Genomic DNA, 21880 nt, shown 5'->3' with positions numbered 1-21880 from the left:
GTCAACCAATTAAATCTATTAGTAGCCTTCGTTTTGTTTCAAGGTGGGCTTCCCGTCTTTATAACTTTGTTTAATAGCATAATCTGGAATGGGCTGATATTCGCACTTGCCTTTCGTAAAACTGACACCTGTGAATATCAACTTACGCCTAGGCGTTTCCTTAGCGAGATATTTGGTAATCTCCTGCTCTGCAATTCCCCAGCGGACAAGGTCAAAAAAGCGGTGCCCTTCTGGCCTAATTCAAGCCTCCGCTCAAACATTAGTGCTTGCATCGATTCAATCTTACTTGTCCAGGGAGCTGTATAAGGTCTAGCATCAGTTCCACAGGACTTAGCATAGGCGGCATACTTCTTAGAGGCACCTGCTGAACGCCGATATATGAATTATAGGTAAGGCTTGTTGTCCCTGATTTGCCATGTTTTGTAGTGATGATTACTACTCCATTGACAGCACGGGCACCATAGATCGAAGCTGCGGACGCATCCTTTAAAACCTGTAACGATTCGATGTCTTCAGGATTAATGCGTGTTATATCAGTGGTAGCCACTCCGTCGACTATATATAACGGATTATTATTACCATATGAGGCAAAGCCACGGATTCTTATACTTGATGTAGCACTCGGATCGCCACTGGTACTCACGGTTACGCCCGCAGCCCGTCCCTGCAATTGAGCCATGATATTTGGCGACGGCGTCTGCTGCAAATCTTTTGCGCTGACCACTGAGACCGCTCCTATGATGTCTTTTTTACGCTGAGTCGTATAACCTGTTACGATAATTTCATTTAAATTTTGTTCAGATTCTAAAAGTTTGATTTTTACTCTAGTTCTTCCATTTAATGGCACCTCTTGCGTCAGATATCCAACAAATGAAAATACCAGTACACTATTGCCAGGCGCGGTAATACTATATTTTCCTGACGCATCTGTTATCGTACCACGGTTGCTTTCTTTTATCTGAATTGTTACACCCGGCATTGCCATACCTTTTTCATCGGTCACCTCTCCTTTTATAAGGGTGTCAGCCTGGAAGATGCTCTTGCGCTCTAATCGCTTTGAGTCAGGATAAAGTACCGCTGCTGCATATGATTTTAGGCCCATTAAAGGCGTTAATACAAAGAAATGGCTTAAGCAATATTTTGTTCGTCCTACCAGAAGCTGGACACTTCGCATTCTTTCCTGGGTAGAATCTTTCATACAAAATGGATTTTCAAATTGAGGCTCTGATTACTTTTAAAGCAACCATAGGGATTACGTGTTATTCCGATTAACGAAGGGGCATTATCCCAAAATATCCGGCGATAATTACATTAACCTAAGCCCTTTATCCTTCAGCTTCTGTCATAGACATCGTCCTGACAAGCCGTCCTTGCCATTTACATCGCAGATTCTATTCATGTAATTTTCTGCTGTACCTGACTCCCGACCAAAGGGGAAGGGCACAATTGAACACTGGCATGTGGATTACCATACCCAGGGGTCTCACCAAGCATTTGGCTATCTCATGCCAGCCGTATTTATATAAATAAGATAAGCTCTGATTATTTACAGATCCTCGAACCTATCTGCCCACATACATGCGATACACCGACACAATTAGCGTACTAGCTATTTAATCGAGTAAGCCCACCATCAATGGTGTAATCGCTTCCGGTAATGAAAGCAGCTTCTTCTGAGCATAAGTACAAGGCTAATGAGGCTATTTCTTCGGAAGTACCCATCCGACCAATCGGTTGGGTTTTTGATAACTTCTCAAACATTTCCTGTTCACGACCCGGATAAGTCTTCGCCAGAAAGCCATCCACAAAAGGCGTATGTACGCGCCCCGGCGATATACAATTGCAGCGAATACCATCGGCCAGATAATCTTTTGCTACGGAAAGCGTCATGCCCACAACAGCTCCTTTCGTCATGCTGTATGCAAAGCGATCTGCCAATCCTACTGTAGCCGCCACTGAAGCCATATTCAGGATCACTCCCCTTACTTTTTTGAGGTGAGGTAGAGCTGCCTGAATGACATAGAACACGCCTTTTACGTTAACTGCCAGCAGACGTTCCATATCGGCGGACCGGGTCGTTTCTGCATTGCCAATATGAGCTATCCCCGCATTGTTAATGATTATATCCAACCGGCCAACCTGATCAATAATAGACTCTACTACTAATCTCACTTCGCTCTCGTTGTGGACACTACATTTTTTGAAAAATGCCTTACCCTTGATGGCAACTATCGATTGAAGGGTCTCTGTAGCGCCATCCTCATCAATATCCAGTATAAAAACTGTGGCCCCCTGCTGAGCAAAAAGAGCGGAGATAGCCCGGCCAATGCCACTGCCTCCCCCAGTTATAAGTGCCACTTTCTGATCTAACCGTAGCATAAAATTTCCTTAGGATAAAGGATTTTGAACCATGAATAACCTGTTAATTCATTGGTGAGGGACTAACAGACGTCCAACCCCCGTCAATAATTAGTGTTTGTCCGGTAACATGTCGCGCTGCATCTGAGACAAAAAACAAAGCTGCCGCGGCAATGTCAGCCACAGTGGCTGGGCTCCCCATAGGAGTGATACGCGACCAAGTTTTTTCGTATTCCGGATCTTCGAGTGTTCGTTCGGTCAGTGTAGCTCCAGGAGCAATGGCATTGACACTTATGCGGTAGGGTGAAAGTTCAATGACTAAACTTTTAGCCAGCATTTCAATGGCTGCCTTTGTCATGCCATAAGCCTCTAGATTCTGATGGGCCTGGTGACCTGTCACTGATGAGGTAAACAATAGCGTGCCCCCTGATGGTTGGTTTTTCATTTGATTTGCCGCAGCCTGCGCCAGAAAGAATGTTCCCCCAAGATTTACCTGTAGCACGCGGTAGAACGCTTCAGGAGTATAGGAGAAAAAGTCCCCAAAAAGCGTAATACCCGCATTGGCAATAACAATGTCCAGCTTTCCAAACCTCGACACTGCTGTATCAACCAGTTGCTGAATGACGGCCCGGTCACTGGAATCACCGGGAACAGGAATGCAGTTGCCTCCTTCCTGTGTGATCTTCTCTGCTGCTTCCATTGTTAGTTGCGCCGTGCGATTATTCAGGATCACCTGAGCGCCTGCATTGGCTAGTTGCCGGGCAATTTCCAGTCCGATACCAACACCAGCCCCAGTGATAATGGCTACTTTATCTGTCAAGGTCGTCTTATTCACGGTTATTCGAAGGCTTTCATAATCAGTGATGAATGCGTATCTGTTACTGCTCAGTCGAAGACTAGATTCCCAAAAATCCTTTTATTGAACATTTCCTCGTTGCTAACACTGACAAAGTCCTGGCAAAGGCACGGTCGGTAATGCATATCATATGATTTCGGATAAACACAGCACTTTCTGCTGTTCACTTGCAATGGAGTATCTGGCTTGTTTCTCCTCTGGCTGCTTCTAATCCTATTTTTAATAGCATGCACATGGCCTAACATATATACTATTCCATTGAAATGACAAACAAATGTCTGAATAATACAATCTTCGAAAAAGCATTATATTTGCCGTTTATTACACACTATTTACATTAATTCTACCTTATATTCCATTATTCATATCAATTTCATATACTATATGAGAACTTTTTTTCGTGATATCCAGCCCGTTCTGGATGCAAGCTTTATCATTCGCCAAGAGCAAGCCAACCAGTTTGCTGCACCTTTTCATTTTCACCGGGGCTACGAGTTACTCTTCATTATAAAAGGGCAGGGTAAATTTTATGGTGGGAATCAGGTTATGAACTTCGGTCCAGGCGATGTGTATTTATTTGGCCCAAACTTTCCTCACTATTTTGTCATTGATCGACTTTTTGTGGAAATGGGTCATTCGATTGTGATCCAGTTCCGTGATGATTCACTGGAAAAGGTTTTTAGCCAATTACCCGAACTTAATGCTGTTAATGAACTGCTAAAACTGGCCGCTTCGGGCATTAAATTCGGGCCGGTTGATGATTCTGTGTGGATTTCGGTATTAGAGATGTCTAAATCCAAAAATTTGGGCCTGGTCGCTTTACTTCAATTCATCTACACACTTCATTTACTAGCTACGAGCAATCAGCACCAAATTACCATCATTGACCCCATTATAGACAAGTTTATTAAGAAACAGGGGGACGACACACGTCTTGATAGCGTCTATCAATATGTATTAAGACACTTCAATGAAAAGTTATCCACAAAAAAAGCCGCTTCCCTGGCTTGTATGCAGGAAGCGGCTTTCTGTCGTTACTTTAAGCGCCGGACTAGCAAAACCTTCTCTCAATTTGTTAATGAGGTTCGTATTAAACACGCTAAGCAACTGTTATACAGATCTCATGATAGCATATCGGTCGTCTGTTACTCCTGTGGCTTTCACAGTATCACCTACTTTAATCGACAGTTTAAAGCAATAATTGGGTTTACCCCATATGAATATCGGAAGAAACTTGCTGAGGAGGATTCTACAAAAACTGATTAATGTTTACGCGTATTGGATTAAATCATATGCAACCAGGCTTAGTATCGCCATGCCATAATTCGCTCCTATCCAATGTCTGAAAACTAAACTTCCCAGTTGACTGTCGTCTTCCAGGGCACCGAAAATCGATGACACATCGGAATATTGCGCTTACCTTCCTCAATCGACAAGCATAGGGAGTGTATATATTATTCAAGTAAAGATAGCACTCCTCCAACAAAATTGCCCGAACGCCCTTTTTTCCCTATTTTTATCGGCTTATAAACCAATTATCCGAATACTAACCTATGAAAAGACAATTCCTCACAACCTTATTACTCATTCCTATACTCGCCGTAGCTCAGCCTAAAGCAAAAAAAGCAGCAACTCCGGCTATTGATCCTGATAAACAGGCTGTCATTGCGGATCTCGACAAACGGTTCCCCGAATACGCCACTATTTCGAAGCAGATCTGGACTTTCGCAGAACTTGGCTATCAGGAAGAAAAAAGCTCCGCCCTGCTGGAAGAACAATTAAAGAAAGAAGGTTTTGATGTTCAAACGGGTGTGGCTGGAATTCCCACGGCTTTTGTAGCTACCTATGGTTCAGGCAAACCCGTTATCGGTATTCTGGGTGAATATGATGCGCTGCCAGGACTGGCGACCGAAGCCAAACCCGAATTTACTCCCATTCCGGGACAAAAAGGCGGGCACGGATGCGGCCATAACCTATTCGGAACGGCGTCGGTTGCCGCTGCTGTTGAGGTGAAAGACTGGCTCAAAAAATCAGGCCATGCCGGAACGGTCAAAATTTACGGTTGTCCGGCCGAAGAAGGTGGTTCGGCCAAGGTATATATGGTCCGGGAGGGGCTGTTCAATGATGTAGATGTAGTGCTGCATTGGCATCCTGGTGCGCAGAATGCTGCCGATGCTGGTACATCGCTGGCCAACAAGAATGCGAAGTTCCGATTTAAAGGCATTGCGGCTCACGCTGCCGCATCACCGGAGCGCGGTCGATCGGCGCTGGATGGTGTCGAAGCCATGGATTACATGGTCAACATGATGCGCGAGCATATCCCATCCGATACCCGTATCCACTATGTCATTACGCGCGGTGGTGAAGCTCCAAACGTGGTTCCAGCTTTTGCGGAGGTTTATTATTACGCTCGCAATAAAGACCGGGCAGTTGTGCAAAGTGTCTGGAAACGGATTGAAAATGCGGCTGAAGGTGCAGCGAAAGGAACAGGCACACAGGTAAGCTGGGAAGTGCTGGGCGGTGTTTATGATTTGTTGCCCAATGTAACCCTGGCCGAAGTAATGCATCAAAACCTGAAAACGGTTGGTGGTGTGAACTATACCCCTGAAGAAACGGAGTTCGCAAAAAAAATCAGTGAAACGTTCGATCGGAAAGTCCCCATCGAAGAAGCAGCTACCGTAAAAGACTTCCGCGATGCCTCTGAAAGCGCAACCAGCGGTGGCTCAACCGACGTTGGCGACGTAAGCTGGACGGTACCGACCGTAGGTTTATCAACCGCAACCTGGGTTCCGGGCTCATCGGCACACAGCTGGCAGTCTACAGCCGCCAGTGGCATGAGCATTGGCCAGAAGGGAATGATCGTTGCGGCCAAAACGCTCTCCATGACAGCCCTCGATCTCTTTAAAACACCGGCACTCATCGAGAAAGCCCGCGCAGAGTGGGTCAAGAAGCGTGGGGCCGACTTCAAGTATGAAGCACTGCTCGGCGACAGAAAACCAGCCCTGGATTACCGAAAATAATGAGTGAAAGTATGAAAGAGCGAAAGAGTGAGTAGTCGGGTTTCGGCAAAGTACCTACCTTTGCGGTAGAATTCTAAAGAGTGAAGAAGTGAATGAGCGAACGAGCGGTTTCCGTCAGTCACATTCGCCCCTTCACTCTTTCACTCTTTCCTTCTTTAAACATGCTTCGAACGCATACTTGCGGAGAACTCCGCCTTACTGACAGCAACAATACGGTCACATTGACCGGCTGGGTCCAGACAATTCGTGATAAGGGTGGCGTGTTGTGGGTTGATCTACGCGACCGGTATGGTATTACACAGCTTCTGCTCGAAGATGGCCAGACTGCGCCCGAACTCTTTGCCATCGCCCGTTCGCTGGGTCGCGAATATGTTCTGAAAGCCACAGGTACGGTCATCGAACGAAAGTCAAAAAACCCGAATCTGCCCACTGGCGACATTGAAATCAAGGTAACGGCTCTGGACGTTCTGAACCCGGCCAAGTTACCACCTTTCCTCATCGAGGACGAAACCGACGGTGGCGACGATCTGCGGATGAAATACCGTTATCTTGATCTGCGCCGTAATCCTGTTCGTCGGAACCTTGAGCTTCGCCATCGGATGGCCCAGCAGACACGTCTGTATATGGACGGTCAGAATTTCATTGAGGTCGAAACGCCGGTACTGATCAAATCTACACCCGAAGGCGCACGGGATTTTGTGGTGCCAAGTCGGATGAATCCGGGCGAGTTTTATGCACTCCCACAGTCTCCCCAAACATTTAAACAATTGCTGATGGTATCGGGCTTCGACCGTTACTATCAGATTGTGAAGTGCTTCCGCGATGAAGATCTTCGTGCTGACCGTCAACCCGAGTTTACACAGATCGACTGCGAAATGTCGTTTGTGGAGCAGGAAGACATCCTGAATATGTTCGAAGGACTGGTTCGGCACCTGTTCAAAGCGGTAAAAGGGATCGATATGGTCGAAGTGCCACGTATGACCTATGCCGATGCCATGAAACGTTACGGGTCCGATAAACCCGATACGCGCTTTGGTATGGAATTCGTCGAGCTTAAAGGCACCTTCGATACGGTTGATATGACCTCTGGAAAGGGTTTCGGCGTGTTCGATTCGGCCGAACTGGTTGTGGGTATCAACGCGCCGGGTTGTGCGCACTATACCCGCAAGCAACTCGATGAGCTAACGGACTGGGTTAAACGCCCGCAAATTGGCGCTAAAGGGTTGATTTATGTCCGCTATAACGAAGACGGTACGCTAAAATCGTCGGTAGACAAATTTTATTCGGAAGACGATTTGAAAGCATGGGCTGCTCACTTTGGTGCTAAACCTGGCGATTTGATGCTTCTCATTTCGGGCGATTGTGCCAAAGCACGCAAGCAACTGAACGAACTGCGGCTGGAAATGGGTAGTCGGTTAGGTCTGCGCGATCCAAACGTATTCAGCGCATTGTGGGTGCTCGACTTCCCGCTTCTCGAGTATGGCGAAGAAGAGAATCGGTGGTTTGCCATGCACCACCCCTTTACATCGCCAAAGCCAGAAGATATTGCCCTATTGGCGAACGATCCGGGTGCAGTTCGGGCCAATGCGTATGACCTGGTTATCAACGGAACCGAAGTTGGTGGTGGTTCTATCCGGATTTTCAACCGTGACCTACAGGCGCGGATGTTTAGTATTCTGGGTTTCTCAGATGAAGAAGCCAAAAATCAATTTGGCTTCCTGATGGATGCCTTCGAATACGGTGCTCCGCCCCACGGTGGTATCGCGTTCGGTTTCGACCGGTTATGCTCGCTCTTTGGCGGAGCCGATTCTATTCGCGACTTTATTGCCTTCCCGAAAAACAATTCTGGCCGGGATGTGATGATCGACTCGCCGTCTACCATTTCGCAAGCCCAATTAGATGAACTAAAGATCGCAACGGTAGCGAAGTAAATTTATGAATAGCGTGAGTGGAAACTTCGCGTAACCAGAGTCTGGCATATAACCACTGTTTTGCAGACTCTAGTTACACGAAGCTTCCATCCGCGCTGCTTTTCTGGTCAAAATCTGCATTTACTTACTTAAAGGTTATAAGTTTTTTATATAATAAATACCTAGTATTCTTTATTACCATATTACACCTAGAATTAGTATATTAAACTAGTAAACAGCTCTATATCAGCTCATTAATTTACGATCTAAAATTCTACAAAAGCCAGCTTGCCAATCAAACCGAAACGGCTATCTCGTCAAAGCATAGGCTAATGTATTAAGTTAGCCCATTTTGGCAACTTCACAAGTATATACATCTAGCATTTCATGCGATAATAGTTTATACTTGGCGGCCATTATCACGGCATTACGCAACCCTATCCGACATGAGCGCTTCTGTACGACCAATACTAATGGTATTGCTTATTCTATATTCTGCGCGATCCTTTGCTCAATTAACAATCACTAGCCCGGTACCCCGAATTGTTTATCAACGAAATCAGTCAGACGAAGCCACAATAGTCATAACTGGGTTAGCTCCGCCGACGGCTACAACTATCGAAGCGAGGTTTATACCGATGGCCATTGAGCAGGGCGAAGTAACGCCCTGGACACCTCTCTCATTTTTCCCATCATCTAAAGCATTTCGAGGGTCTGTTCTTGTCAAAAAAGGGCAATATCGCCTGGATGTCCGAGCGAAAACGGGTAGTACATTAGTAGCCGAAACGCACGTAAACCGGGTAGGTGTTGGTGAAGTATTCGTATTGGCCGGTCAGTCGAACGTCTATGGTGGACTACAGCGCGTTCCAAGTTCCGAAGAGGATCGCGTTTCCTGTGTCGATTTCCGACAGGAAACGATCAATGAATATCTGCTTCCCTTTCGGTTTAGCAATGTCAGCTACGGGAGTAACATAGGTCCCAGTCAGCCTCCGCACCTTTGGAGTATTCTGGGTGATCGACTCGTTCGTCGGCTCAATGTACCGGTCATGTTTCTGGGTGCAGCATTGGGTGGTACGTCAAGCGACGAATGGAAGCAATCAGCTGCTGGTAACCTGGGCAATACGCCGAATTCATCCGTATATAGACGTTTGGGTATCGCTTTATTGCATTATGTATCCCGTACGGGAGCGCGCGCTGTTCTCTGGCACCAGGGTGAAAATGACCTCATGACCAGCACTCAGACCTATTTCGACAATATTCAGTACGTCATCAACAAATCCCGTCAACAGACAGGCTTCAACCAATTAGCCTGGATGGTATCACGAACCAGTTTTGTCGCTGGCCAGACAAGCCCTACCGTCATTGCTGCTCAAAATCAATTAATTGCCCAGGTTCATGATGTCTTTGCGGGGCCAGCTACAGACAGTATAGTTGGTCCGGAAAACCGCCCCGATGGTACGCATATGCTTGGCGAGGGGCTTTATCGGTTTATCAATACCTGGGAACAATGTCTGAATAGTACGTTTTTCAATACAGCTCTCCCATTTACACCAGTCGATTCATCCGCTTTTATTACCAGTGGTTACACGCTTCCCCTCATCCGCCGACCCGGCGAAACCATTCAGGTGGCTTCACTTCGGGCCGACGCTCATGAAGCTGATAATCAATATATTGCCCAACTAGTACGAGCTGACAATAATCAGGTCGTATACGAATCAGCCCCCGGCACAGCCAATCCACTGATGGTAACGCTACCCGCCAGCTTGCCCGATGGTCAGTATCGGATGCGAACAAACTCGACTCACCCTGTTACTCTAGGTACTCTTGGCGAGCCTTTTCAGGTACAGCAATCGGCAACACCCACCGCTACTCAGCCATCGATTCAGCTGACAACCAGTGGCGGAACGACCGATCCTGCCATCCAGCGTTTTGCCTACCGGTATGAACCAAAAAGCCATGGTTTTTTTGTCATGGTTCGATCAGATGTTCCGGTAGAAACCCGAGTCGAAAGTATGGATGGCGGCACTTTCGGCAATTCGGGCTGGAATCTGGCCCTACCAAGCAGTCAGGGGCCCGACTATGCCGAATTTGCTGATTTCAATTATCTGAACAATTATCCACCCAGCGCCTTTGGTGTCGGTGGGGTTGAACCTGGGCGGTACCGATTGGCTGTTCGACGGCAGGGTGATTCGGGATCAGGCTTCTGGTATGATGTAAGCCTGATTGAAGGCCGAAATATTCTGTATTATGCCATGGAGCCAATTCCTACTGTTCCTCCTATTCTAACACTTTATGGTATTCCGGTTACTCCTCCATGCGTATCCGGTTCATTCTCTGTATCGGTTATTGTCACAGACGGCGAAATGAATAATGGGAATAGCTTTACAGTCCAGTTGTCGGACGCAACAGGTTCCTTTAACGCCGGAACGACGATTGGCACGGGTAATACAAGTCCAATACTTGCCACTTTACCATCAGGCTTACCACTGGGAACTAATTACCGTATACGGGTGATCGGTAGTAATCCGGCCGTAGTCAGCATGCCTGGCGCGCCCCTGCTTATTTGCCCTGATGTAGCTGACTTATCGCTGTCTATGCAGCTTGATAATCGCGTACCCGTTGTTGGTCAGGTCGTTTCTCTTACCTTGTCACTGACTAATACCGGCCCACAGGCTGCCGCGGGCGTACGCCTTCAAAGCCTCCTCCCTCCAGCCATCACCTTTGTTGATTCGCCTAATACCGCCGTTAGTGTGCTGAACAGCGCTGTAACCATTGAGGCAGGTACCGTTTCTGCGGGGGAAACAATACCTTACATTTTTCGGCTAAAAGCAACTCAGTCCGGTACTTTTGCCACAGCCGCCCAGATCATTGGCAGTCAGACATTCGACCCCGACAGCCAGCCCAATTCAGGTACGGGCGATGGGCAGGACGATGCCAGTCTGGTCGACCTGCGAACTGCCAATGCAACCGGGCCGTTAGTCACATCACCAAACCCAAATCAGACGCCCCTTCCGGTGGTACTATCGAATCAGCCTCCAACCGATCCGACAAAAGCAGACTTAAGCCTTGGCATGAGTACGAGTAATTTAACCGTATCAGCAAATGGACTTGTTAGCCTGACAATTACCATCTTTAATCGAGGAGGGCTCGTAGCCAGTAATACTGCCATTCAGATTCTGTTACCCACAGGCTGGCAAGTGACCGATACAACTAACTTAACCATTAATGGTCAGACGATTACGGCATCCATAGCCGAGATAGCGGCCGACAATTCGGTCAGTATTGTCCTGCCTGTTCAGGTAAGTGGAACCGGAACGATAACCGCTCAGATTTTAAGTGTTGCTGAAGCCGACCCAGACTCGACACCCGGCAATGGGTATGAAAATGGCGAAGACGATGAAGCCCGCATCAGTATACGAACCAATGGCTAGCTCCGGCCGACAAAACACAGATCATACACCAACAACGAATTGTCAGATTTTGGGTAAGCAGTTCGTGTAGCGACTCATAATACCGTCAGGTCCCAATTGTGTTTAAGCGGTATTGTCGCATCAGGAAATGGTAGCTATATTGCTTTTCGAAAATTCGAGACTAATTAGGTTTGCAAAATAGATGAGCTTTTTTTCAATCCGGCGCAATTTTAGCGAGTCAAAATCTGTTGGATTAAAGCAATAGATTTGGGTTTGCATAGCGTTCGACACCATGGAAGCAACAACGTTAGTACCTGCCGAAAAACAACGATATCAAAAACATCTGAACCTACCAGAAATGGGTATGGCAGGCCAGCTTAGGCTCAAAAACAGCCGGGTGCTGGTCGTTGGTGCGGGAGGCCTGGGCTGCCCTGTGCTGCTTTATCTGACAGCGGCTGGTGTTGGCACTATCGGCGTTATCGATCCCGATGTAGTAGACCTCAGCAACCTTCAGCGGCAAGTGCTCTACACGACCGATGAAGTTGGTAAACCAAAAGCTAAAATCGCCGTTAGCCATCTAAATCGGCTCAATCCCGATATTTCTTTCGATACCTATACAGCGGCTCTTGAGATCAGTAATGCCCGAGGTATTATTGAAGGTTATGATATCGTTGTTGACTGCACCGATAATTTTAAAGTTCGGTATCTTGTTAACGACATTTGTGTAACACTGGGCAAGCCATTCGTTTATGGGGCGATTCATCGCTTCGAAGGGCAGGTAGCCGTACTCAACGCCGATCTGGGCAATGGCCAGCGAGGCCCAACGTATCGGTGCCTGTTTCCTGAATACCCCAACGACATTGAGATTCCTAACTGCAACGATACGGGTGTACTCGGAGTATTGCCAGGTGTTATTGGAACGTATCAGGCAAATGAAGTAATCAAACTTATTACCGGCATTGGGCAATCGCTAAGCGAACACCTGCTGATGGTCGATCTGCTGACAATGAATCAACAGCGAATCAAAACCAAACGCCGTGCCGATGCTGACGACCTTGCCCGACAGGGTCTGGCATCTGGATACCGACCAACGCCCGCCGTTGCGACCGGCCCCCAGAAAATCACCGCTCATGAATTAGCCGAACGGCTTGCTCTGGGTGAGGATATATTTTTGCTGGATGTTCGCGAACGACCCGAATATGACCTCTGTCACCTCGAAGGATCAGTACTTATCCCGGTTGGCATGATTCCCAATAACCGAAAACGCATTCCTACCGATCGGCCCGTTGTCGTGTATTGTCATCATGGAATCCGCTCGGCCAATGTCATCAACTACCTCTATGCACAGGGCGGATTAACGAATCTGTATAACCTTGAGGGTGGTATTAATGCCTGGGCGCGGGATATTGAACCCGAAATGGCAATCTATTAACGTCCAATCAAGTTCAAAAAATAAAGCCATAGCCTAGTGCTATGGCTTTATTTTTTGAACGTCAGGTTACAAGTTGAGCCGGAACCAACCCCTAACTGCGGTTGTTTCGTGAGTGCCGTTGGTAAGCGTCGGTATTTGTCGCCCCAACCGGCATTATCTTACCAATCATGTTTATCAACGTCCTTAAATCCAAGCTCCATCGCGTTAAAGTCACGCAGGCGGAGTTAAATTATGTCGGCAGCATCACTATTGATGAAGATCTTATGGATGCCGCCGGATTGTTCGAGAATGAGCAAGTGCATATTGTCAATAACAATAACGGTGAACGACTTATCACCTACGTCATTAAAGGCGAACGGGGTTCGGGAACGATCTGTCTGAATGGAGCCGCAGCGCGTAAAGCGCAGGTTGGCGATATCATTATCATTATTGCCTACGCAATGATGACGCCCGATGAAGCCAGGTCCTATAAACCAACCGTAATCTTTCCGGATAATAATAACCGACTGGTGAAAGACTAGCCTTTTACGCACCGTTAACATCCATTTCCGTGAAACTCCGTTACTTTGTAGCGGAGTTTTTCGTGTAACGCGGCCAAAAAGTCGCCCTGTATTTGCCATAAGCGCGGTCTTCGAGCCGCGTTACCATCCTATGAATCTCAAAAACGTACTAAAATACGCCATCTCATTAGCAATCGCCGGAGGATTACTCTGGTTTACATTTCAGCAAAGCCATCTTGATGTTGCTGATTTATGGCGCAAACTAAGCGCTGCTGATTTCCGATGGATATTCGTGTCGGCGGCCCTGACGCTTGTAGCACACTGGAGTCGGGCTGAACGCTGGCGGACATTACTGGAACCCGTTGTTCCGCAACGACCAACCTCACTCGATGCAACAGTAAGCGTTCTGACCGGTTATTTAGCGAATATGGCCCTTCCGCGCGCTGGCGAGGTGGCTCGTTGCGGAACGCTCTATCGGCTTTCAGGCGTACCGGTCAACGTTAGTTTTGGTACTGTAGTCGCCGAACGTTTGTTCGACGTATTGATGCTTCTTCTCTTGCTGGCAGCCACATTCGTACTTGAATTTGACCGGCTAAGTCAGTTCTTTATGGAATTTTTAGGTGGCAAGCTTCCCAAAGGATCAAGTGGTTCGAGTATTCTGATGCTGGCAGGAGCGGTATTGCTTGGGCTGGCTTTATTGGGCTGGTTTCTTTTCAATCGCTACCGGGAAGCCCTGGGCAAACACCCGGTCTATCAGAAAGTAAGCGGCTTTCTATCCGGTTTACTCGAAGGATTATTGAGCGTTCGCAAATTACGCAGGCCCGGTGCTTTCTTATTTCACACGCTGCTCATCTGGACGATGTATTACCTTATGTCGTACACGCTCTTCTTTGCTATGCCCGCCACTGCCAATCTTGGTCCGCTGGCTGGATTGACAATTTTAGTGGTCGGATCGCTTGGTATGGCAGCACCCACACCAGGAGGTATAGGCTCGTTTCACCTATTGGTGGGGCAGGTTGCACTACTCTATGACCTGACCAGTCAGGATGGGCAGGTGCTGGCCACGTTCATACATGGCGTTTCAACCCTAATGATTATTATACTGGGTATCCTGAGCCTGCTGGTCGTACTGTTACGCCGTAACAAAATGACGGAAATAGCAGATGTTCTGGATGATCCTAAAGCGATAAAACTATAGTAGCGCGTTCGCGTAACATTTCTTTACATGACTGAATCCAAAATCCTCTCACGCGAACAGGCTATTCAACAAGCCGATCAATGGCGGGCAGCAGGGCAGAAAATCGTTTTCACGAACGGTTGCTTCGATATTGTTCATCTGGGTCATATAGATTACCTTGAGAAAGCCCGCAACCTGGGTGATCGCATGGTTCTGGGACTCAATACAGATGACTCTGTTAGTTGTATTAAAGGCCCTTTACGCCCGGTTGTCAACGAGTATGCCCGTGCCCGGTTGATGGCCGCCCTCGAATTTGTAGATGCTGTAACACTTTTTGGCGAGCAAACTCCGCTCGAACTGATCGAAGCCATTAAGCCAGACATTCTTGTAAAAGGCGATGATTATTCGGTTGCCAACATTGTTGGAGCCGACTTTGTGTTGGGCAGGGGTGGTCGTGTTGAAACGGTTGCTCTTGTGCCAGGCTATTCAACGACAAAACTCATCGAACGTATCAAACAGAGTTTCTAGCCGGGCGCATACGAGTATTTTTTTTCCACTGTCCAAGAAAAATACTTAGCACTTAAATTCCCGTAATTCATTCACTATCAGGCAGGAGCTGGCAAAATGCCAGCTCTTTTTTTACATTAAAATAACCTTAATCTATATAACCAGTAGAAATTCACAAATAGATTTTTTATTTTAGTCCCTCGTTACCCCTACTCACCGACATACAATCTGCAAATCCGTAATTTTTGCTTGTATCACCTTGTAAACCAATCGTGAACGAATGTCTTTGTTACTGCGCCGAAATCGCCTTTGGGCATTAAGCCTTTTTTTCCTTTGTGTTTGGCCTGCATCAGGTAAATCATCCACAGAGAATACAGCCGATCAGATTCTGGGGCGCTGGCTGTTTCCTGGGCGAGGCTCGACGGTCGAGCTGTATCGTGTCGGTGATCGCTACTTTGGCCGCATCTCTGAAGTCAGTCCAACGGGTAAACAACAGTTTGGTATAACCAAAAACCAACTCCTGATCAGTAATCTGATATTCGACGGTTCTGGCTGGTCGGGCGGGGAGTTGATTCACCCAAAAACGGGGAGCCATTTTAATATTGAAGTCAAAATGGTGGATTCACAAACATTAACCGCAACTGTTTACAAAGGCTGGCGCTGGCTTCATAAAGAATATATCATGACGCGAAAGCCTTTATAATTAGACGGCTACTGACCCACATACACTCTTGCTGTTCCTAAACCTTTGCAACGGCCAGCCGACTGTCGGCTGGCCGTTGGTATTTACAGCTTGCCAACGGACCGTAGACTTGATAAATGGTTGCAATTGTGGAGACATTTCAGTAAAACTATTGTTTTATAGGAGACGGACCGGTAAGTTACCCGTTCGCATACGTATAAACCTAACCAAAAAACGATGATTTCCCCTTGGTTGTTAATGATTCTTATCTTCGGTATCAGCCTTTTTGTGAGCTGGCGCCTGAAGAGTAAGTTTAATGAATATTCTCAGATTGGCTTAAGCAATGGCCTTAGCGGTGCCGAAATTGCACAGCGGATGCTTCAGGAAAATGGCATTTATGATGTGCGTGTCGTTTCGACGGAAGGCATGCTTACCGATAATTATAACCCACAGGAAAAGACCGTTAACCTGAGTAATGATGTCTATTATGGCCGTAGTGTGGCAGCCGCAGCGGTAGCCGCACACGAATGCGGTCACGCAGTTCAACATAAACTCGCTTACGCTCCGTTGCAATTACGATCGGCGCTGGTTCCTGTTTTATCCGTTTCTTCGCGCTATTTGCAGTGGGTTATTCTGCTCGGCATTCTTATGCTCCAGACAACGCCTATTCCATTGGCTATCGGTGTTGGCTTATTTGCCCTCACAACGATATTCAGTTTCGTGACGCTACCCGTTGAGTTCGACGCCAGCCGTCGGGCGTTGGCCTGGATTCAGGATCGGGGCGTCGTAAACCAGCGCGAATATGGCTTTGCCAAAGATGCGCTCTGGTGGGCAGCCATGACATATGTTGTAGCGGCCTTAGGTTCGCTGGCAACCTTGCTCTATTACGCGAGCTTACTGTCGGGTGGTCGACGTAGCGACTAATCTTATTGAGTACTTACTATAGAAAGGGGTAATTGGGAGCCATACGGTCTCTCAATTACCCCTTTCTAATTTTCAGCTCAGGTACTTAATCGCTATTCACCTGATCATCATCGCTTCATAACCTGATTGAACCCGCTCTTCAGTCGGTGCCGAACGGTCAATTAACATCCCTGCAACGGCCACAGCAAGCGCAATAACAAGAGCGGGCCAGAAGCCAGTGATGGTAAAACTGTCTAAAAAGCTATCGATAAGTTTTAGTAAAATAGCCGTTACGACGATACGAATAATGCCAGTCAGGAGGAAGAAGGTTACTAAATTAAGTGGGAAGCGAATAATCCAGCCGATAAAAAAATTGAGCAATCCCAGCAATACAGCAATCAGCAGCGCTGTTCCAAAATTCTTCACATCGACCTGTGGCATGAGGTAAGCCAATCCAAAAATTACGGCCGCGTCTAACAGTAAATGCAATATAAGGTTCATAGATAAACGTTTAGATGGTTTTCTGAACAACTGTTTCCGGACAGGGTTGTTTGAAAGATCGTATCACCCCTAAGAGCATGTACCGTCTCTGGCTATTCTCCTTACTCTCCTTATTGGCTTGCAGACCTGGCTCTTCACAGCAGCAAACATCCGCTCAGACTGCCGATAGCACCCGCTATTACCAATACCAGCAAGCCACCCGCGATGGAATTGGCAAACGATACATGGGCCGGGAGATTGCGCAGGTTATGGGCCATCTTGGTGCATCATGGCTTGAACGACCCGAGCGGGAACGGGAAGAACGAACCGATTTATTACTCAAGGCGCTCAATCTCAAACCAACTGATGTTGTTGCCGATATTGGGGCCGGAACGGGTTTCTTTACCTTTCTGATGGCTCCCGAATTACCGAAAGGCCGTGTGCTGGCGGTTGACATTCAACCCGAAATGATTCAATACCTAAACGAAGGCAAAACGAAGCGAAACATCAGTAACATTCAGCCGGTGCTTGGTACGGAGTCAGACCCAAAATTACCCGCGAATACCGTCGATCTGGTCATCATGATCGATGCGTACCACGAATTTTCGTACCCACGGGAGATGATGGACCACATTGTATCATCGTTAAAACCGAGTGGGCGTGTTGTGCTGGTTGAATATCGCGCCGAAGATCCGAATGTGCCCATAAAAGCACTGCACAAGCTAAGTGTAGCCCAGGCCACCAAAGAAATGAAAGCGGTTGGTTTACGATTGCTAAAAAACGATAGCCGCTTACCGCAACAGCACATTATGTTTTTCGGAAAATAGCGCCCCTACCTTTTCTATTTCCACCACGTCGCCCGGTACTATCCTTGCCATTAAGAGACCGTCAAGTTGGAGGAATAAGGTTGTTGCACACAATTCAAATCTGCTAAACGGCTTTCTAATAAACAGCTTCTAAAGATGTGCTGTATAAGCATTCGTACGTTAGGTTTTTCTAAGAATGATCTGGCTAACCCCTAGCCGATTAACCTAAAATAAGCCGACCAGGACTACCCTAAGCAAACTTATTCGACAACCCGGCTACTTTCTTTAATTACACTAAACACCTCATAAGCTCCTTGATTTTCATTGTGATTTTCATTGTGATTTTCATTTATATAAAAGAATACGTATAAATATTTATAATATAAAATATAGTATATAAATTCTATATATAATATAAGATTTTATAAATTAAATAATATTCATCTCTATTTGGGTGATTTCATCCGGCGAAATGGTGATTTCAGCCAAAATCACATAAAAAAATGATACCTCTGTCACCTGACAGGGTCTAAAATGGCAAAAGTCCTAAGCCTGTTTGGAGACCAGACGTGGGGCTTTGAGCAAGTTCAATGTTTTATTATTAAATCAGTTAAAAATATGGGAAAGAAAATTAATTCAAAGCTCTCGCTTTTTAGGCGACTACTAACTGCGATTCTACTTCTAGCTGTTGTTTCTTGCTCAAAAGAGCCAGGGGCACTGCTCAAGCCAAGCATTAATGGTCTAACAGTAGATAAGGCTCGTAGTTGGTTTGCGTAACATTCACTTTATAAATCAGGAGCACGGGTAAAAACAAAGAGATTTGATGGCCTTGTTCCAATTTGGGAAAAGGCTCAGGAAGGACAGACGAAGCAGGGAGAACGATTTGTTGAAATTCCGCTTAGGTCGTCAAGAAATAAAAAATGGTTATATAATATAGGGGCGAAGAATGGACAGCAAAATGAAACTATGCTATTAACGCCTGACAATCTATCGTTAGTCATCTATATTAAAGATGGGCAGATACAGGAGCAAGTAAAGAAGGTCCAGCCTGATGAAGAGTATTTGCGTATTTACAATGGAAGAATTTGGAAAAACAATTTTTCAGGTAGGGTATTTTTATGGAATTGGTTGGGAGAACTGTTGGGGGGTAGCTATTATAAAGATGGATTAAAAGTAGCTACAATCAAGCCTATCACATCTTCCTCTAATAGCAATGCACGTGCTGCCATGTTCTGTAATACGCACACTACTTGTTATTGGTCGTCATTTTGTTATGGAGATTGGGGTTCTCCAACTTCCTACGGTACAAGTACTAATTCACTAGGACCGAATTGTAGCGCACCAAACTATGGACATGGATCTACTGATGATTATTACTGTTCTAACTGGGAACTTGTAGACACAGATAGCTATGAAGAATGCTATGATGATAATCCGCCAAGCCCTGGAGAAGGTACAGGACCGACCGAGCCAACAACTCCAGGGAGTAATAATGTAGTCGATATAAACATAGTAAATTTAAAGACCCCATGCATGGTTAGTGCCTATAACTCTTTGATTGATGCACAACTAAAATCTAACGTGTTAGGTATAATACAAGGGTTTGCTCAATCGAAAGACGTTACTATTGATTTGATTGACAAAGATCTTGGCGACCCTAATATTGATGGAGAAACCCGTGTTACAAATGCGGCTTATAAGGTATATGAAATTACGTTGAATACAGGTGCACTAGCTAATTCGAGCAAAGATTATATAGAAGCGACGATTATCTACGAAATGCTACATGTTTATCTTCCAGCTAATGATGGAGAAACAGATCATGAAATAATGGCGGAAAAATACGTTAAGCCGATGGCTTTTACGCTAAAAGCTGCTGGCTATGCACTGACCTATGATGATGCTATTGATTTGTCCTGGGGAGGGTTACAAAAAACGAAAGCCTGGAAGCAGCTGGTAGATATAGACCGGGTGTCAGGCACCAATGTGACAGGTAAAATACTACAGACAAGCGTTAACTATAAAAATAACACAGGTTATGGAGCTAGGTGTAACTAGGGTATTTGTATTAATACTCATGCTGGCGACTACCACTAATGCAATAGGGCAGTCAGTCAAGGGAGTACCGACTCCCCCGACACTGAAGAGTGGAGAGCCTTTTTTAAAGTCTATTCGCTTAACGTGTGCAGAGAAACCTAACATCTTCAGAACGGTCTCTATCAAGTTTAAAGTGTCCTCTGAAGGAAATTTGGATACGCTAGTTGTTTCCGATAATACGCCCTCAGAGTTGGCTATATCCATTCGAGAACAGCTAAACCGATTAAATGGACAGTGGAAGAGCCAGTATCTAGATGGGCATCCAGCTGCCAGCAAATGGGTAATAATTCGATTTTATATTACGGGGTACAAAGAGGACTCCAATGAGTGTTTGAATAAGCAAGAAGCTGACTTTATAGCTGCTTATAAAAGAGAAGCTGACTTAGTTGATTGTTCAGTTGATCTAGAACATCCTATGAGGTGTAAAACTGCTTACCTAGAAGGGCATGATTATTTTCTATATCCACCTTGGTTATCGAGAGTTGAACGTTAACCTGGATAAGTAAAGGTCCGTATTATTTCCTTATTGCGATCATAGTTACAATAAGGAAATAATACGTTCCGCAATTGATTTATCAAATCGTTTATTAGCTTACCATTGCTTTCACTGGCTTACCACTTTGTTTGGGAAAGGTGGAATTCACTCCACAAATGAACTATTCCCCGGTTATAGATTTTTTTCCTTTGGCTGTTTTAGGTTTATGTCGCCCTGCACCCTAAATCAATAAGGTGCCTTTAATTGCAAACCCATCGGACCTGTTCGGCGAATATCCTCATAATCAAAGGAATATTAATCACTTTTTAAGGGGAAACAGGCCAAACTCTAAGCCGGATTTAATTCTGAGTACTGCTTTCTGTGCGTCATTTGTGACACTACATTCTAGTGTTATGTCCATTCAAATCGCCAGGTCTAAATCTGGTTTATTGAATTGATCAGGCATCTAAACTGGTCTTTGCTGATTTTAGGCAGATGCGCATGAAACTTTTACTTATCGATAGCGAGGTATCCCAGGCCGACTGGATACGTCGGCGGCTGGAAATTGAGAACAATCAGGTTATGGTTAGCCCAGACTGGCATACGGGCTGGATGATGGCTCACCAGTCTCATTATGACATCGTACTGTTGGCCATGAACCTCCAGGACAGTGTCCAGTTAAGTTCATTTTATTTATGGGCTGTCGAAACGCATGATGTGCCGCTATTATTAATTATTTCTCCCGATACGCCTGCCAATAAAGCATGGGTACTGGAATCAGGAGCGGATGATTGTGTTGGCAATTCGGTAGATATTCGGGAATTAATGGCCCGGTTGTATGCACTTTACCGGCGTAAAGCCGGGCACTTTACAACACGATCAGAACTCAGCATTGACGATCTTAACGTTAATTTATCCGAGAAATCAGTATACCGGGCTGGCAAACGCATTAATTTACTCCCTCGTGAATACTACCTGCTGGTATTTCTGATGGAAAATAAGGGACGCGTTATCTCTAAAAAAGAAATCCTTGAAACGGTATGGAATGCCGCCGATGCGATTCGCCCGAATACAGTTGAAGTATATATCAATTATCTGCGGAATAAAATCGACCGCCCGTCAACCACCAAGCTTATTCATACCGTAGTCGGTATGGGTTATGTTATCCGGATTCCGGACGACGTGTAATAAATTCGTTTTCGGCTTTGGTAAATCGCGATTCCGAATCTGGCGAAAATCTGATCGTAAACGGGTGTACAATAAGGAA

General features: G+C 46.0%; 19 protein-coding genes. 14 read left to right on the top strand and 5 right to left on the bottom strand.

The features are described 5' to 3' along the window. Positions 1-18: 18 nt before the first annotated feature. The 4 genes from GJR95_RS42850 to GJR95_RS21440 all read right to left on the bottom strand — a co-directional run bounded on the left by GJR95_RS42850 (position 19) and on the right by GJR95_RS21440 (position 3199). Positions 19-240 (bottom strand): RagB/SusD family nutrient uptake outer membrane protein, encoded by a 222-nt coding sequence (locus tag GJR95_RS42850; protein ID WP_162391806.1) that lies wholly within the window; start codon positions 238-240, stop codon positions 19-21. Between the two features lie 19 nt (positions 241-259). Further along, positions 260-1198 carry a TonB-dependent receptor plug domain-containing protein gene (locus GJR95_RS21450; RefSeq protein ID WP_162387807.1) on the bottom strand — a complete coding sequence of 313 codons (939 nt, stop codon included), beginning with the start codon at positions 1196-1198 and terminating at the stop codon, positions 260-262. A 407-nt stretch (positions 1199-1605) separates the two neighbouring features. Beyond that, a complete protein-coding gene (locus tag GJR95_RS21445; protein ID WP_162387806.1) occupies positions 1606-2379 on the bottom strand; it encodes an SDR family NAD(P)-dependent oxidoreductase in 774 nt (257 codons plus the stop codon). 43 nt (positions 2380-2422) lie between these two features. Continuing rightward, entirely contained in the window at positions 2423-3199 is a 777-nt protein-coding gene (locus GJR95_RS21440) for an SDR family NAD(P)-dependent oxidoreductase (protein WP_394370005.1), read from the bottom strand. Positions 3200-3598: 399 nt separating this feature from the next. Between GJR95_RS21440 and GJR95_RS21435 the strand changes: the two genes are divergently transcribed. The 10 genes from GJR95_RS21435 (at position 3599) to GJR95_RS21390 (ending at position 16776) form a co-directional block, all read left to right on the top strand. Beyond that, on the top strand, positions 3599-4480 hold the full coding sequence (locus GJR95_RS21435; RefSeq protein WP_162387804.1) for a helix-turn-helix domain-containing protein: 882 nt from the start codon (positions 3599-3601) through the stop codon (positions 4478-4480). A gap of 287 nt (positions 4481-4767) precedes the next feature. Next, on the top strand, positions 4768-6234 hold the full coding sequence (locus tag GJR95_RS21430; protein WP_162387803.1) for an amidohydrolase: 1467 nt from the start codon (positions 4768-4770) through the stop codon (positions 6232-6234). A 161-nt stretch (positions 6235-6395) separates the two neighbouring features. Further along, positions 6396-8165, top strand: a complete 1770-nt coding sequence (aspS, locus tag GJR95_RS21425) for an aspartate--tRNA ligase (RefSeq protein ID WP_162387802.1) — start codon at positions 6396-6398, stop codon at positions 8163-8165. Positions 8166-8590: 425 nt separating this feature from the next. Then, positions 8591-11575 carry a DUF11 domain-containing protein gene (locus tag GJR95_RS21420; protein ID WP_162387801.1) on the top strand — a complete coding sequence of 995 codons (2985 nt, stop codon included), beginning with the start codon at positions 8591-8593 and terminating at the stop codon, positions 11573-11575. Between the two features lie 271 nt (positions 11576-11846). Further along, positions 11847-12986 carry a molybdopterin-synthase adenylyltransferase MoeB gene (gene moeB, locus GJR95_RS21415; protein ID WP_162387800.1) on the top strand — a complete coding sequence of 380 codons (1140 nt, stop codon included), beginning with the start codon at positions 11847-11849 and terminating at the stop codon, positions 12984-12986. Between the two features lie 167 nt (positions 12987-13153). Beyond that, positions 13154-13507, top strand: a complete 354-nt coding sequence (gene panD / locus GJR95_RS21410) for an aspartate 1-decarboxylase (protein WP_162387799.1) — start codon at positions 13154-13156, stop codon at positions 13505-13507. Positions 13508-13637: 130 nt separating this feature from the next. Beyond that, positions 13638-14684 (top strand): lysylphosphatidylglycerol synthase transmembrane domain-containing protein, encoded by a 1047-nt coding sequence (locus GJR95_RS21405; RefSeq protein ID WP_162387798.1) that lies wholly within the window; start codon positions 13638-13640, stop codon positions 14682-14684. Positions 14685-14711: 27 nt separating this feature from the next. Beyond that, positions 14712-15191 (top strand): D-glycero-beta-D-manno-heptose 1-phosphate adenylyltransferase, encoded by a 480-nt coding sequence (rfaE2, locus tag GJR95_RS21400; protein WP_162387797.1) that lies wholly within the window; start codon positions 14712-14714, stop codon positions 15189-15191. A 259-nt stretch (positions 15192-15450) separates the two neighbouring features. Further along, on the top strand, positions 15451-15873 hold the full coding sequence (locus GJR95_RS21395) for a DUF2147 domain-containing protein (protein ID WP_162387796.1): 423 nt from the start codon (positions 15451-15453) through the stop codon (positions 15871-15873). 237 nt (positions 15874-16110) lie between these two features. Beyond that, entirely contained in the window at positions 16111-16776 is a 666-nt protein-coding gene (locus GJR95_RS21390; RefSeq protein ID WP_162391805.1) for a zinc metallopeptidase, read from the top strand. A 96-nt stretch (positions 16777-16872) separates the two neighbouring features. Here GJR95_RS21390 and GJR95_RS21385 read toward each other — a convergent pair whose 3' ends face one another. After that, positions 16873-17256: a phage holin family protein gene (locus GJR95_RS21385; protein WP_162387795.1), complete on the bottom strand. Its 384-nt coding sequence runs from the start codon at positions 17254-17256 to the stop codon at positions 16873-16875. Between the two features lie 77 nt (positions 17257-17333). Here GJR95_RS21385 and GJR95_RS21380 point away from each other — a divergent pair, with 77 nt between their 5' ends. The 4 genes from GJR95_RS21380 to GJR95_RS21365 all read left to right on the top strand — a co-directional run bounded on the left by GJR95_RS21380 (position 17334) and on the right by GJR95_RS21365 (position 21801). Next, entirely contained in the window at positions 17334-18062 is a 729-nt protein-coding gene (locus GJR95_RS21380) for a class I SAM-dependent methyltransferase (protein ID WP_162387794.1), read from the top strand. Positions 18063-18575: 513 nt separating this feature from the next. After that, a complete protein-coding gene (locus tag GJR95_RS21375) occupies positions 18576-18818 on the top strand; it encodes a hypothetical protein (RefSeq protein WP_162387793.1) in 243 nt (80 codons plus the stop codon). Between the two features lie 189 nt (positions 18819-19007). Continuing rightward, entirely contained in the window at positions 19008-20099 is a 1092-nt protein-coding gene (locus tag GJR95_RS21370) for a hypothetical protein (RefSeq protein ID WP_162387792.1), read from the top strand. A gap of 1015 nt (positions 20100-21114) precedes the next feature. After that, positions 21115-21801 carry a response regulator transcription factor gene (locus GJR95_RS21365; RefSeq protein WP_162387791.1) on the top strand — a complete coding sequence of 229 codons (687 nt, stop codon included), beginning with the start codon at positions 21115-21117 and terminating at the stop codon, positions 21799-21801. Positions 21802-21880 lie beyond the last annotated feature (79 nt).

The sequence above is a fragment of the Spirosoma endbachense genome, assembly GCF_010233585.1.
Taxonomy (GTDB): Bacteria; Bacteroidota; Bacteroidia; order Cytophagales; family Spirosomataceae; genus Spirosoma; species Spirosoma endbachense.
Note: the sequence above shows the minus strand (reverse complement) of the source record. Positions and strands in the feature narration are given on the sequence as shown.